The sequence below is a fragment of the Paludibacillus litoralis genome, from assembly GCF_037646705.1.
Lineage (GTDB): Bacteria > Pseudomonadota > Alphaproteobacteria > Rhodobacterales > Rhodobacteraceae > Pikeienuella > Pikeienuella litoralis.
The window spans coordinates 75,050-89,969 of record NZ_JBBHER010000005.1 but is presented as its reverse complement, the minus strand read 5'-3'; the positions used below and the strand labels follow the sequence as shown (position 1 = coordinate 89,969).

General features: G+C 64.2%; 13 protein-coding genes. All 13 read right to left on the bottom strand.

Translation table 11 applies throughout. The features are described from left to right. Positions 1-119: 119 nt before the first annotated feature. Positions 120-1,799, bottom strand: coding sequence for a ribonuclease J (locus tag WG921_RS09620; protein WP_340109013.1), 1,680 nt, complete (start codon positions 1,797-1,799; stop codon positions 120-122). After that, the gene (locus WG921_RS09615) at positions 1,800-2,570 is read right to left on the bottom strand and encodes a type III pantothenate kinase (RefSeq protein ID WP_340109012.1); all 771 of its coding nucleotides are present in this window, start codon (positions 2,568-2,570) and stop codon (positions 1,800-1,802) included. Positions 2,571-2,582: 12 nt separating this feature from the next. Further along, a complete protein-coding gene (locus WG921_RS09610) occupies positions 2,583-3,341 on the bottom strand; it encodes a biotin--[acetyl-CoA-carboxylase] ligase (protein ID WP_340109011.1) in 759 nt (252 codons plus the stop codon). Further along, positions 3,342-4,787 (bottom strand): NADH-quinone oxidoreductase subunit NuoN, encoded by a 1,446-nt coding sequence (nuoN, locus tag WG921_RS09605; RefSeq protein WP_340109010.1) that lies wholly within the window; start codon positions 4,785-4,787, stop codon positions 3,342-3,344. It abuts the gene before it with no gap. Positions 4,788-4,794: 7 nt separating this feature from the next. Then, positions 4,795-6,324 (bottom strand): NADH-quinone oxidoreductase subunit M, encoded by a 1,530-nt coding sequence (locus tag WG921_RS09600; protein ID WP_340109009.1) that lies wholly within the window; start codon positions 6,322-6,324, stop codon positions 4,795-4,797. Positions 6,325-6,328: 4 nt separating this feature from the next. Further along, positions 6,329-8,266 carry an NADH-quinone oxidoreductase subunit L gene (gene nuoL / locus WG921_RS09595; RefSeq protein ID WP_340109008.1) on the bottom strand — a complete coding sequence of 646 codons (1,938 nt, stop codon included), beginning with the start codon at positions 8,264-8,266 and terminating at the stop codon, positions 6,329-6,331. A 5-nt stretch (positions 8,267-8,271) separates the two neighbouring features. Beyond that, positions 8,272-8,577, bottom strand: coding sequence for an NADH-quinone oxidoreductase subunit NuoK (gene nuoK / locus WG921_RS09590; protein ID WP_340109007.1), 306 nt, complete (start codon positions 8,575-8,577; stop codon positions 8,272-8,274). A gap of 84 nt (positions 8,578-8,661) precedes the next feature. After that, the gene (locus WG921_RS09585; RefSeq protein WP_340109006.1) at positions 8,662-9,276 is read right to left on the bottom strand and encodes an NADH-quinone oxidoreductase subunit J; all 615 of its coding nucleotides are present in this window, start codon (positions 9,274-9,276) and stop codon (positions 8,662-8,664) included. Between the two features lie 21 nt (positions 9,277-9,297). After that, entirely contained in the window at positions 9,298-9,789 is a 492-nt protein-coding gene (gene nuoI, locus WG921_RS09580) for an NADH-quinone oxidoreductase subunit NuoI (protein WP_340109005.1), read from the bottom strand. Between the two features lie 228 nt (positions 9,790-10,017). After that, positions 10,018-11,046 (bottom strand): NADH-quinone oxidoreductase subunit NuoH, encoded by a 1,029-nt coding sequence (gene nuoH / locus WG921_RS09575; RefSeq protein ID WP_340109004.1) that lies wholly within the window; start codon positions 11,044-11,046, stop codon positions 10,018-10,020. Further along, positions 11,046-11,468, bottom strand: coding sequence for a hypothetical protein (locus tag WG921_RS09570; protein ID WP_340109003.1), 423 nt, complete (start codon positions 11,466-11,468; stop codon positions 11,046-11,048). Before WG921_RS09570 ends, nuoH begins: the two co-directional genes overlap by 1 nt. Continuing rightward, entirely contained in the window at positions 11,465-13,486 is a 2,022-nt protein-coding gene (gene nuoG / locus WG921_RS09565) for an NADH-quinone oxidoreductase subunit NuoG (protein ID WP_340109002.1), read from the bottom strand. Before nuoG ends, WG921_RS09570 begins: the two co-directional genes overlap by 4 nt. Before the next feature lie 136 nt (positions 13,487-13,622). Further along, positions 13,623-14,918, bottom strand: a complete 1,296-nt coding sequence (nuoF, locus tag WG921_RS09560) for an NADH-quinone oxidoreductase subunit NuoF (protein ID WP_340109001.1) — start codon at positions 14,916-14,918, stop codon at positions 13,623-13,625. Positions 14,919-14,920 lie beyond the last annotated feature (2 nt).

The window sequence follows — 14,920 nt, the reverse complement described above, 5'->3', positions numbered from 1 at the left end:
GGCGCATCGCCGCCAGAGGCGCGGGCGGCCGGCGGTCGGCGGACCGCGGCGAGCGACCGCCCAAGAAGGCGCCGGGGCGGGCGCCCGCCGCCCGCCGCGTCAATCGGCTGCTTCCGATCTCAGCCTTCAGACTCGAGTCTGGTGACCAGCACGCATGTCACCGGCTTCTTGCCCCAGACCTCCATCGCCGCGCGGCGCGCGACACGTTCAGCCATCGCCGCGACCCGGTCATCGGACCGCAGCTCCTTTTTCGAGGCGGAGACGATGGCGGCGTCGACCCGATCCGCAATCGTATCGGCGATGTTCTGCCCGCCGCGGCCGACCTCCGGCGCGCCCTCGACCCGGACCAGCGGATCGGCGAACAATTCGCCCGACTCGTCGATCACGAGGCTGACCGACACATGCCCCTGCCGCGCCATCTTGAGCCGCGCGCGGATGACTCCGTCAAGCGCGCCGACGAGCACTTCGCCGTCGAGATAGACGCGTCCGGTCTCCACGTGGCGGAGCACGCGCGGGGGATCGAGATCGAGCCCGACCATCGTTCCGTTCGGCGCGACGATGGACTTCGCCCCCCAGCCTTTCGCCAATTCCGCATGCTCGGCGAGATGCCGATGCTCGCCATGGATCGGCGCCGCGACCCGCGGCCGAAGCGCCGCGTAAACCTTTCCGATCTCGTCCCGCCGGCCGTGGCCTGACACGTGGATCGGCTCCATGTCGTCATCGACGACCTCCACCCCCTGTTCGGAAAGCAGGTTGTAGAGCCGGTAGACCTCCTTCTCGTTCCCGGGGATGGTCTTCGAAGAAAAGAGGACGAGATCGCCCTTCTTCAGCTTCACCATGGGATGGCTTCCGGTGGCGATCCGCGCAAGCGCGGCGCGCCCTTCTCCCTGGCTGCCGGTGACAAGATAGAAGAGATTCTCCGCCGGAACGTCACGCGCCCGCTCATCCGAAATGGTCGGCGGAAACCCTTTCAGGGCGCCGGTCTCCGTCGCGGTTTCGATCATCCGCTGCATCGCGCGCCCGGCGACCACCACCGAGCGCCCACATTCCACCGCGACTTCGGCCAGAGTTTTCAGCCGCCCGACATTGGAGGCGAATGTCGTCGCCGCGACCGCCCCTTTCGCGCCCTTGATGAGCCGCTTCAGATGTGGGCGGAGCGGCTGCTCGCCGCCGGATTCCCCATCCTCGAAAATATTCGTGGAATCGCACATCAGCCCAAGCAGACCGTCATCGCCAATCTGCTTCAGCCGCGCCATGTCGGTCGGCTTGCCGATGATCGGATCGGGGTCGAGCTTGAAATCGCCGGTATGCACCAGCTTCCCCGCCGGCGTCTCGATCAGCAGCATCGCCGGATCCGGGATCGAGTGCGTGACCCGGAGGAACGAGACGCGAAACGGACCCGCCTCAACCGGCTCGTCCCATTTCGCCGTCTTCACCACCTGCGCCGGCTGCCCGCATTCGGCCATCTTCCGGCGCGCGACCTCGGCGGTGAAAAGCGGCGCCGAGATGAAGGGCGCGCGAATTTTTGGCCAGAGCCGGCCCAGGGCGCCGACATGGTCCTCATGCGCATGGGTGATGAAAACCGCCTCGAGGCGGTCCTGGATCTCCTCGACGAAGCTGATATCCGGCATCACCAGGTCAATACCGGGCGACGTGTCCATATCTCCGAAGGAGACTCCGCAATCCACCATGATCCAGCGCCGGCTTTTCGCCGGCCCATGACCATAGAGGTACATGTTCATTCCAATTTCACCCGCGCCGCCGAGGGCGACGTAGACAAGTTTCGCGTTATCCGCCATTTACAGCCTGTTTTCCTTATGGATTTTGACGAGGCCACGCATTGTGAGATCCCCGTCCACATGATTGATCGCCGATGTCCCGCCCGCGAAAAGCGCGGAAAGCCCGCCCGTCGCGATCACAGTCATCGGCGCGCCCGTCTCGTCAGCGACCCGTTTGCACACGCCTTCGATCAGGCTCACATACCCCCAATAAACTCCGGATTGCATCGCGCCCACGGTGTCGACGCCGATAACATGCGGCGGCTTCGCCACATCGATATTCGGCAGTTTCGCCGCCGCCTCATGAAGAGCCTTCAGAGAAAGATTCACCCCGGGGGCGATCACCCCTCCGGCGTAGGCGCCTTCGAAATCAACGACATCGAAGGTCGTGGCGGTGCCGAAATCGACGACGATGAGGTTCGGCCCGTAAGACTCATAGGCGCCGACGGTGTTGACCAGCCGATCCGCGCCGACCTCGCGCTCGCGCTTCACCTTGATCTTCACGCCGAGCCGGCACTCCGGCGAGCCGACCACCAACGGCTCACACCCGAAAAACTCCCGGCAGAGCAGACGCAGGTTGAACAGCGTCTGCGGCACGACGGTGGCGATGATCGCGTCGCTGATGGCGGCGCTGTCGACGCGGTGATGCTCCATCAGGCGATTCAGCCAGACGAAATACTCATCCGCCGTCCGCGGCCCATAGGTCGAACAACGCATGGACACGACCAGCCGCTCGCTGTCGAAAACAGTGAAAACGGTATTCGTATTGCCGGCGTCGATCGCGAGCAGCATGACCCGCCCCTTTCACGTAAAGTAGATATCCGCTGCATGTATCCGGCGCACGCCGTCCGACGTTCTCAGAACAAGCGCGCCCTTCTCATCCACATCCTCGAAGACGCCGGGGATGGTCTCCTTCGGCGTCCGCGCCTCGATCCGTTCCCCCAGCCGCGTCGCGCGCGACAGCCATGCGGCCCTCAACGGCGCAAATCCTTCGCTCGTCAGCCGCTTCGACCAGCGGTCGAGACTGGTCGCGATCTCCCGCAGCGCCACCTCCGGCGCGATCCGCTTTCCCGTGGAGGCCAGAAGACTGGTGGGCGGATGCGCGCCTCCGGCGCTCTCAGCCGAGGGCGCGCTCACAAGATTGACGCCGACGCCGATCGCGAGCCAGTCGAGATAATCGCCGCGCCCCGAGCCTTCAAGTAGCACGCCCGCGGCTTTTCCACCATTCAGAAGCGCGTCGTTCGGCCATTTGAGCGCGACCGCGCCGCCCGCCCCCTCGAAAAACTCGGCGATCGCGAGGCAGGCCGCGAAGGAAAGAAGCCCGGCCTCGGCTGTCCTGATCTCGGGCCGCGACAACAGGGTCGCGTAGAGATTCCCCTCAGCCTCCAGCCAGACCCGTCCCCATCGGCCCCGACCGGCGACCTGCCTTCGCGCCGCTATCCAGAGCGGCCCCGCCTCGCCCGCGGCGGCGCGCCGACGGGCCTCTTCATTCGTGCTGTCGACTTCATCGAGATAGATCAGTCCGAGGCCGCGCGGCCAATCGACCGGTGGCTCGACCGACATCTAGCGCACGAGCGCTTCAGCCGCCACGCGGCTGGCGTCGATCAGCCCAAAGCCATTGATGAAGGGCAGCCACCCCACGCTGACGAGGAACGCGCAGACCCCCAGCGCGAGCCGGTTCGACGTGAGCAACCGCCCGTCGAGCGGCTCGTCCGAGTCGTCGAAATACATCACCTTGATGATCCGAAGATAATAGAACGCGGCGATCACCGAGGCGACCACGCCCGCCAACGCCAGCGGCGCAAGCCCGGCCTCGACCGCAGCCATGAAGACGAAATACTTGGCGAAGAACCCGGCGAGCGGCGGAATCCCGGCCAAGGAGAACAGGAGCGCGCAGAGCGCAAGCGCCTGCCCCGGAGACTCCTTCGACAACCCGGCGAGATCGGAGATCCGGCTGACCGGCCGCCCGCCCCGCTCCATCGAAAGGAAGAACGCGAACATGCCGATATTCATCACCACATAGATCGCGAGATAGATCATCAGGCTTTCCGCGCCCTCAACCGTTCCCGCGGCGAGCCCGATCAGCGCGAACCCCATGTGCCCGATCGTCGAATAGGCCATCATCCGCTTGAGATCGGCCTGGCCGATCGCCGCGACCGAGCCCCAGAACATCGAAACGATGGAGATGAAGACGACGATCTGCCGCCAGCTTTCCGTCGTCTCGCCGAACGCGTCATACATGACCCTGGCGAAAAGCGCCGCCGCCGCCACCTTCGGCGCGGAGATCAGAAGCGCGGTCACCGGCGTCGGCGCGCCGTCATAGACGTCCGGGGTCCACATGTGGAACGGGGCCGCGGAGATCTTGAACGCCAGCCCGGCGGCGATGAACGAAATCCCGAAGATCAGGCCAAGCGGAACCTCATCCGACATCGCGACCGCCGCGATCCGCTCAAAATTCGTGGTCCCGGTGTAGCCGTAGACGAACGACGCGCCGTAAAGAAGCAATCCTGAAGAAAGCGCGCCGAGGACGAAATATTTCAAGCCCGCCTCGGTCGATCTCAAACTGTCGCGCCGGAACGACGCGACGACGTAGAGCGCCAGGGATTCAAGCTCCACCGCCATGTAGAAGCTGATCAGATCGCCAGCCGACACCATCAGCATCATGCCGGTCACCGCGAGCCCGACCAGAACCGGAAACTCGAACTTCATCAGCTTGCGACGTTCGAGAAAATCTCGCGAGAGAACGAGCACGACGGCGGCGGAGAGCAGGATTATCACCTTGGCGAGGCTGCCGAACGCATCGGTCACGAACGCTCCGCCGAACGCCTGCCCGGTGCGCGGGTCCACGACGATCAGGATGGCGAGCACCGTCATCAGCCCGGCCAGCAGCCAGTTGATCAGGCCGGCCCGACGATCGCCGCCGCCAAAGGCGCCGAACATCAGAAGACTCATGGCGCCGACCACCAGCAGCAGTTCCGGCAGGATCAGGTTGATATCTGCACCGATCATCGTGGCCTCACTTCATGGCCAGGTTGAAGCTCTCACGCGCGATATCGATATTCGCGAGGAGCGCCTCCACCGAAGGGCCGGTAATGTCCGTCAACACGCTCGGGTATATCCCGAGAACCAAGGTCCCGACGGCGAGCGGGACGAAGATGGCGATCTCGCGTCGGTCGATATCCTTGATATTCTTCAGGCTTTCCTTGATCAACTCGCCAAAGACCAGCCGCCGATACAACCAGAGCGCGTAGGCCGCCGACAGGATGACGCCGGTGGTCGCGAAGACCCCCGTCCATGTCGAGATCTGAAAGACGCCGACCAGCGTCAGAAACTCGCCGATGAAGCCCGACGTTCCCGGAAGCCCGATATTGGCCATGGTGAACAACAGGAACACCGCCGCGTAAAGCGGCATCCGGACGACGAGCCCGCCATAAGCTGCGATCTCGCGCGTGTGCATCCGGTCGTAAAGGACGCCGATGCAGAGAAAGAGCGCGCCGGAGATGAACCCGTGGCTGATCATCTGGAAGATCGCGCCGTCGATCCCCTGCTGGTTCGCCGAAAAGATGCCGATGGTCACGAAGCCCATATGGGCGACGGAGGAATAGGCGATCAGCTTCTTCATGTCCTCCTGCGCCAGCGCCACCAGCGACGTGTAGACGATGGCGATCGCGCTCAGCGCGAAGACGAAATCCGCCATCAATTCCGACGCCACGGGGAACATCGGCAGGCTGAACCGCAGGAACCCATAGCCGCCCATCTTCAGCAGGATGGCGGCCAGAACCACCGAGCCCGCGGTCGGCGCCTGCACGTGAGCGTCCGGCAACCAGGTGTGCACCGGCCACATCGGCATCTTCACCGCGAAGGAGACGAAGAAGCCGAGCCAGAGCAGGGTCTGGAAGCCGCCGAGAATGCTCCAGCCCCAAAGCTCGATCGCGCTCGAATCGAAGTTGTGCCGCAAGAGCGCGACGATGTCCGTCGTGCCGGCGTCCCAGTACATCGCAATCATCGCGATCAGCATGAAGAGAGAGCCGAGCAGCGTGTAGAGGAAGAATTTGAAGGTCGCATAGACCCGGTCCACACCGCCCCAGATCCCGATAATCAGGAACATCGGGATCAGGCCGCCCTCAAAGAAGATATAAAACAGGATCAAATCAAGCGAGCAGAAAACGCCGATCATCAGCGTCTCCAGCACGAGGAATGTGATCATGTATTCCTTGACCCTGGTCTGAACGGACCAGCACGCGCCGATCACCAGCGGCATCAGGAACGTCGTCAGCATCACGAAGGCGACCGAAAGCCCATCGACGCCGACGCGGTAGGTGAGCGGGCCGAGCCAGGCCCGCTCCTCCAGAAACTGAAAGCCGGGATCCGCCGGATCGAACCCGAAGATAACCGGCAGCGACAGAAGGAACGTGAACCCGGTCGTGAACAGCGCGGTCCATCGCGCGTTCTTCACCGCCTGCGCCGAATCCCCCTTCACCAGCAGGAAGATGATCAGCGCGCCAACCAGAGGCAGGAAGATGATGATGGAGAGATAAGGCAACACCGCATCAGCCTCCGAAAACCGAATACCAGGTGATGAGCGCGGCAACGCCGAGGATCATCGCGAAAGCATAGTGAAAAATGAAGCCGGACTGCGCGCGCGCAGCGAGACCGGTGAAGAAGGGGACCATGTTCAGCGCAAGCCCGTTCACGATCCCGTCGATCACATTGCCGTCGCCCCGCTTCCAGAACAACCGACCGAGCTTTTTCGCGCCGCTGACGATGAAGAAGTCGTAGATCTCGTCGAAATACCACTTGTTGAGCAGGAAGGTGTAAAGCGGGCGCTGCTGGCGGGCCAGAGCGGCGGCCGAGCCAGGGCGGAGGATGTACATCACATAGGCGATCAGGAACCCGACCAGCATGGCGATGAAGGGCGAGATCTTAACCTGCCAGGAAACCCCATGCGCGTCATGGACGACGGTGTTGTCCGGGCCGGAGAAGATGGCCCCCGCCCAGAACGCGTCCTCGCCGTGTCCGAAGAAGTTCCCGTAGAAAGCGACGCCGCCAAGGACCGCCCCGACCGCCAGCACATAAAGCGGGATCAGCATCACCTTCGGGCTCTCATGCGCGTGCTCGAAGGTGTGCGGGTCGGCGCGGCTCTCGCCGAAGAAGGTGAGAAACATGAGCCGCCACGAATAGAACGAGGTCATCGCCGCGGCGAGCACAAGCATCACGAACGCATAGTCCGCGCCGGCGCCGGCGAAAACGCTCTCGATGATCGCGTCTTTCGAGAGGAAACCGGCGAAACCGATGCTGGTCAGCGGAATCCCGACGCCGGTGATCGCCAGCGTCCCGATCATCATGGTCCAGAAGGTGAGCGGGATCTTCTTCCGCAAACCGCCATAGCGGCGCATGTCCTGTTCGTGATGCATCGCCAGGATCACCGAGCCGGAGCAAAGGAACAGAAGCGCCTTGAAGAAGGCGTGCGTGAACAGGTGGAACATCGCCGCCTCATAGGCGCCGACGCCGGCGGCGGCGAACATGTAGCCGAGCTGCGAGCAGGTCGAATAGGCGATCACCCGCTTGATGTCGTTCTGCACCAAAGCGATCGTCGCGGCGACGAAAGCGGTCGTCGAGCCGATCACCAGCACGAAGATCATCGCATTCGGAGCGACCTCCATCAGCGGCGACATGCGGCAGACGAGGAACACTCCCGCCGTCACCATGGTCGCGGCGTGGATCAGCGCGGACACCGGCGTCGGCCCCTCCATCGCGTCCGGCAGCCAGGTGTGCAGAAAGAGCTGAGCCGATTTCCCCATCGCGCCGATGAAGAGAAGCGTCATGATCAGCTCGGCGGCGTTCAGATCCGCGCCGAGGAAGGTGATGGTGGAGTCCGCCAGCGCCGGCGCCGCCGCGAAAATCTCGTCGAACCCAACGCTGTCGACCATGAAGAACAGGCCGAATATCCCAAGCAGAAAGGCGAAGTCCCCGACCCGGTTGACGACGAACGCCTTGATCGCCGCGGCGTTGGCCGACGGCTTGTGATGCCAGAACCCGATCAGCAGATAGGAGCAGAGGCCGACGCCTTCCCAGCCGAAGAAAAGCTGCAGGAGGTCGTTCGCCGTCACCAGCGCCAGCATCGCGAAGGTGAAGAGGCTGAGATAGGCGAAGAACCGCGCCTTTGACGGATCCTCCTCCATGTAACCGATCGAGTAGAGATGCACGAGCGACGACACCGTCGTCACGACGACCAGCATCACCGCGGTCAGCGTATCGACCCGGATCGTCCAGTCGACGGACACCGCTCCGGAATCGATCCAGCGAAAGAGCGGGATCACATCGCCCTCCCCGCCGGCGTACATGAAGAACGCGACCCAGGACAGCGCGGCCGAGACGAAGAGCAGAGCGGTCGGGATGGTCATCGCCAGGCGGTCGCCAAGCGACCGGCCGAAGAACCCAACGATCAGAGCGCCAAGCAGAGGGGCGAAGAGTATGATTTGGAACACTGCGCTCAGCCCTTCATCATGTTGACGTCCTCAACCGCGATCGAGCCGCGGTTTCGGTTGAAACAGACCAGGATGGCCAACCCGATCGCGGCCTCCGCAGCGGCGACCGTGAGCACGAAAAGCGCGAAGATCTGTCCGACGAGGTCGCCAAGATACGCGGAAAAGGAGACGAGATTGATGTTCACCGCGAGCAGCATCAGCTCGATCGACATCAGGATGACGATGATGTTCTTCCTGTTCAGGAAGATCCCGAAGATGCCGATGACGAAAAGTATCGCCGCGACCGTCAGATAATGGCTCAGCCCGATCATCTCAGAACCTCATTTGCGTCCGGCGGCGGCGAAAACGCCCGGAAGACGGCCCACCTTCGGAGTCCAGCATACAGCGCCCATCGCTCAGATCCCCTGCCCCGGCTTCACGTCTTTCAGCTCCACCGCCTCGCTGCGCCGGCGCCAGATCTGCACCGTCGCATCCTGCCTCTTGACCCCGTCGCGGGGGCGCAGCGTCAGCACGATGGCGCCGATCATCGCAACGAAAAGGATCACGCCCGCAAGTTGGAAAAAGTAGACGTAGTCGGTGTAGAGCAACCGCCCGAGCGCGAGGGTGTTCTCCACGGTTTCCGGCGCCGGCGCCTCGGCGACGCGCTGAGCCGGCGCTTCAGGCGCGAACAGCCAGTTGGCGAACACCAGCGACAACTCCAGCAGCAGAACGACCCCGATCATCACCCCCACCGGCAGGTAGTTGGCGACCCCGCGTCTCAACTCCTGGAAATCGACATCCAGCATCATCACCACGAAGAGGAACAGCACCGCGACCGCGCCGACATAGACGATGAGCAGGATCATCGCGACGAACTCCGCGCCCATCAGCACGAACATGCAGGCGGCCGAGAAGAACGCGAGGATCAGCCAGAGCACCGAATGCACCGGATTCCGCGCCACAGTGACCATAAGCCCGGCGACGATCGTAACCGTGGCGAACAGATAGAATGCGATGGCGATCAGCGCCATGTTAGTCCCCTCTCGCAACCGTCAGCGGTAAGCTGCGTCCAGTTCGATGTTCCGTGCGATCTCACGCTCCCAGCGGTCCCCGTTCTCAAGCAGTTTCTGCTTGTTGTAGAGGAGTTCCTCGCGGGTCTCGGTCGCGAATTCGAAATTCGGCCCCTCGACGATGGCGTCCACCGGGCAGGCCTCCTGACAGAAGCCGCAATAGATGCACTTCACCATGTCGATATCGTATTTCGTCGTCCGCCGCGAGCCGTCCTCGCGCGGTTCCGCCTCGATCGTGATCGCCTGCGCCGGGCAGATCGCCTCGCAAAGCTTGCAGGCGATGCACCGCTCCTCGCCGTTCGGATAGCGGCGAAGCGCGTGCTCGCCCCGGAACCTCGGCGAGAGCCGCCCCTTCTCGAAGGGGTAATTCAATGTCGCCTTCGGCTTCATGATATACTTGAAGCCCAGCTTGAAGCCGACGACGATATCGACAAGCATGAAATAGCGAAACGCCCTGTCGAACGGGATGCCCATTACGCCTCCACCATCGCTGTTTTCGCCGCGTTTTCACGCCGACGAACTTCGTGAACGATCCGCCGCTTCGCGCCGACCGGCGCCGCGCCCGCTGTCTTGCGCGTTTCACCGGAAAGGTAAAGCCGTCCGGCCGGAAAAGACCGGGAAAGGCGCCCCGCCCTCTGGCGGGCGAGCCTGGAGTCCCGCTCCGGCGCGCGCTCGGGAAGAATGTGTCCGGCCGTCACCGCCTCAACCTCCCAAGGCCCAGCGGGCGTAGCCCGGCACGCCGAAATGCGCGAACCCCGAAACGAGCACGACCCAGCCGAGCGACAGCGGCAGAAACACCTTCCAGCCGATCCGCATCAGCTGATCATAGCGGTAGCGCGGCAGGACGGCCTTCACCACGCCAAAGATGAAGAAGAAGAACACCACCTTCAGAACGAACCACAGCAGCCCGTCGGGGAGGCCCGGGATCGGCGACAGCCAGCCGCCGAAAAACAGGATCGTCGTCATCGCGCACATCAGCACGATGTTCATGTACTCGCCGATCATGAAGAGGAGATAGGGCGTCGACGAATACTCGACCTGATACCCCGCCACGAGCTCCGATTCCGCTTCGGGAAGGTCGAACGGCGTGCGGTTCGTCTCCGCCAGAGCGGACACGAAGAAGAGCACGACCATCGGCAGATGCGGCAACCAGTACCAGTTCAGGAATCCGAGCCCGCCGCTCTGCGCCCGGACGATCTCGGACAGGTTGAGCGAGCCGGTCGAGATCAGCACGCCGACGATGATGAATCCGATCGAGACCTCGTAGGACACCATCTGCGCCGCCGAGCGCAATCCGCCGAGAAACGCATATTTCGAGTTCGAGGCCCAACCGCCCATGATGACGCCGTAGACGCCGAGCGATGAGATCGCGAAGATATAGAGGATGCCGACATTCATGTCGGAGATCACCCAGCCGTCCGCGAAGGGAATCACCGCCCACGAGATCGTCGCCAGCACGAAGGTGGCGAGCGGCGCGAGCAGGAACACCGCCTTGTCCGCCCCGGCGGGAATCACGACTTCCTTGACCACGAATTTCAGGAAATCCGCGAAGGATTGCAGAAGCCCCCACGGGCCGACGACGTTCGGGCCGCGCCGCATCTGCACCGCCGCCCACACTTTCCGGTCCATGTAGAGAAGGAACGCGAGGCTGACCAGGATCGAGACCGTGACCAGAAGGCATTGCGCCAGAATGATCAGAAAGACCCCGGCATGAGTATCGAAAAAATCCATTACGCCTCACCTTCCCGCGGAATTCCCGCTTCGTCGCAGTAGATAAGCCAATCGCCCACCGCGGCCGCCCGCCTGTCCGCCGGCGCCGCGCCGGAGGTGACGGCTCCGGGCGCGCCGCTGATCTGATAGACCAGATCGGCGGCCACGCCATCGCCCGTGGCGTCCCTCTTGGCGACGCCCCCGTCCCATACGAGCGCGCCGGCGCCCAACAGGCGCGCGCGCTTCGCCGCCGCGCAATGATGCGCGGCGAGCGCATCCTCATGCGCCGCCGGGCCGCTGACATGGATCACGCCATCGCCGTTCGTCACCTGCAGCGCGGGCGCGGCCGGCGCCGCGGCCACGGGCGCCGCGGCGCGCGGCGCGGCGGCGCACCCGGCCAGCATCAGCGCGGCGAGCGCGGCCAGGATGTGGGCGGCGCTCATTCAGCGGCCAGTTTCGCCGCGGCGCGCTCTTTCGCCAACCGCGAAAGCTCAGCCATGAGCGCCGAAGCGCGTGCGATCGGGTTGGTCAGGTAGTGATCCTTGATCGCCGAGGTGAATGGCGCCGCGCCCATTTCTCCCGGCGCGACGGCGTTCCACTCCGTCGGCGCGATTTCATCGATCCGGCCAAGATGCGGATACGCCTCGAAAAGCGCGGCGCGAAGCTGGTGAAGGCTGTTCCAGCCCTGCGTCGCGCCCAGTTCCGCCGAAAGCGCCCGCAGGATCGCCCAATCCTCCTTCGCCTCTCCCGGCGGGAACCCGGCGCGGTCGGCCAGTTGCGCGCGCCCCTCGGTGTTGACGAAGATCCCCGATTGCTCGGTGTAGGCGGCGCCCGGCAGGATCACATCCGCGCGATGCGCGCCCCGATCGCCGTGGCTGCCATGATAGATGACGAAGGCGCCGTCGGGCATGTCGACCTCGTCCGCGCCGAGATTGTAGACCACGGCGGCGCCGTCCAGCGCGGCCGGCATCCCGCCCGGCGTCGTGAATCCGACATCCAGCGCGCCGACCCGCGCGGCCGCGGTGTGAAGGACCATGAATCCGGAGCCGGACACCTCGGCCATCTTCATCGCCGCGCCAAGCACGGCGGCGCCGTCTTCACGCGTGAGCGCGCCCTGCCCGACGATGACCAGGGTCTTCTTCGCCTGCGTCTCGTCGGAGACCCCGTCCTTGATCATCTCGTTCAGGCTCGCCGGGCCGGCCCCCGCATGGTGATACTCATAGGTGAGGTCCACCTTCTCGCCGATCAGCGCCACCTCGGCGCCATTCAGCCACGCCTTGCGGATGCGGGCGTTCAGAACCGGCGACTCGATCCGGGGATTGGTTCCGATCAGCAGGATCATCTTCGCGTCGTCGATATCGGCGATCGAGGCCGAGCCGACATAGCCGGAGCGGTTTCCCTCCGGCAGCGCCGCGCCGTCGGTGCGGCATTCGACCGCCCCGCCGAGACCTTCGGTCAGCTCTTTCAGGCTCCAGATCGCCTCGACCGGCGCGAGATCGCCCGCGATCGCCGCGACCTTGCCCGCCTTCATCGCCTTCGCGGTCACGCCGAGCGCCTCCGCCCAGGTCGCCGGGCGCAATTTGCCGTTTTCGCGAATATAGGGCTTGTCCAGCCGCTGGCGGCGCAGCCCGTCGCAGATATGCCGCGCCTTGTCGGCGATCCATTCCTCGTTCACGCCGTCATGATTGCGCGGCAGAATCCGCATCACCTCACGCCCGCGCACATCGACGCGGATGTTCGAGCCGAGCGCGTCCATCACGTCGATGCTCTCGGTCTTCGTCAGCTCCCAGGGCCGGGCGGTGAAGGCGTAAGGCTTGTTGGTCAGCGCGCCGACCGGGCAAAGATCGACCACATTGCCCTGCATCTCGCTCTCTAGTCCGGCCTCGAGATAGGAGGTGATCGCCGCATCCTCGCCGCGCCCGATCATGCCCATCTGGTTGATGCCGGCGACCTCGGTGGTGAACCGCACGCAGCGGGTGCAATAGATACAGCGCGTCATCTGGGTTCCGACCAGCGGACCGAGATCGGGATTCTTGAGCGCGCGTTTCGGCTCGCGGTAGCGCGAGAAATCGACGCCGTAGGCCATCGCCTGATCCTGCAGGTCGCACTCGCCGCCCTGATCGCAGATCGGGCAATCCAGCGGGTGATTGATGAGCAGGAACTCCATCACCCCCTCGCGCGCCTTTTTCACCATCGGCGTCGTGGTGAAGACCTCCGGCGGCTCCCCGTCGGGGCCCGGACGAAGATCGCGCACCTGCATCGCGCAGGACGCGGTGGGTTTCGGCGGCCCCCCCTTCACTTCGACGAGGCACATCCGGCAGTTTCCGGCGATGGAGAGCCGTTCGTGATAGCAGAAGCGCGGAATCTCCTTCCCCGCCTCCTCGCAGGCCTGAAGCAGATTCATCGCTCCCGGGACCTCGATCTCGACGCCGTCGACTTTCAGTTTGCGAAGATCGCTCATCAGTTAACCTCGTTCATCGCCGGCGCGCTCGTCGCAAGGGGCGAGCCAAACGTCTCGAAGCGGGCCGCCCGCCCCGCGCCGTCGCGGCCCGCCGGACGGCGGCCCGAATACTCGCCTTCGCCGCTGCGCATCGCCCTTACTCCGCCGCCAGCGCGCTGACGCGGCCCCGCTGCTTCGCTTTTATCCTGTCTTCGATCTCGTCCCGGAAATGCCGGATCAACCCCTGGATCGGCCAGGCCGCGGCGTCGCCGAGCGCGCAGATCGTGTGCCCCTCCACCTGGGTGGTGACCTCCTGCAGCATGTCGATCTCCTCGATCGCGGCGTCGCCCGTCACCAGACGCTCCATCACCCGCATCATCCAGCCGGTGCCCTCCCGGCAGGGCGTGCACTGGCCGCAGCTTTCATGCTTGTAGAAGGCCGAAATCCGCCAGATCGCCTTGATCACGTCGACCGACTTGTCCATCACGATCACCGCCGCCGTGCCAAGGCCGGATTTCTGCTCCTTCAGCCAGTCGAAATCCATGATCGCATCGTCGCAGATCGAGGCCGGCAGCAGCGGCACCGACGACCCGCCCGGGATCACCGCTTGAAGGTTGTCCCACCCGCCGCGAACGCCGCCGCAATGGCGGTCCAGCAACTCGCGAAGCGTGATCGACATCTCCTCCTCGACGACGCAGGGCGCGTTCACATGGCCGGAGATCGCAAAAATCTTGGTGCCCGCATTGTTCGGGCGGCCGAAATTCGAGAACCACCCGGCGCCGCGGCGCAGGATCGTCGGCGCGACGGCGATGGATTCCACGTTGTTGACCGTGGTCGGGCAGCCGTAAAGCCCGGTGTTCGCCGGAAACGGCGGCTTCAGCCGCGGCATTCCCTTCTTGCCCTCGAGGCTTTCAAGCAGCGCGGTCTCCTCGCCGCAGATATACGCCCCGGCGCCGTGATGAAGATGAATGTCGAAATCCCAGCCGGATTTCGCCGCGTTCGGCCCCAGGAGGCCCGCATCGTAACATTCGTCGATCGCGGCCTGCAGCGCCTCGCGCTCGCGGATATATTCGCCGCGGAGATAGATGTAGCAGACATGCGCGCCCATCGCGAAACCGGCGATCAGCGAGCCTTCGATCAGCGTATGCGGATCATGGCGCATGATCTCCCGGTCCTTGCAGGTGCCGGGCTCCGATTCGTCCGCGTTGACCACCAGATAGGAGGGGCGGCCATCCGATTCCTTCGGCATGAAGGACCATTTCAGCCCGGTCGGAAACCCGGCCCCGCCACGTCCGCGAAGACCGGATTCCTTCATCTCCGCGATGATCTTGTCGCGCCCTCGCTGAATGATCTCCGCCGTTCCATCCCAATGCCCGCGTGCAAGGGCGCCCTTCAGGGAGCGGTCATGCATCCCGTAAAGGTTGGTGAAGATGCGGTCCTTGTCATCCAGCATTA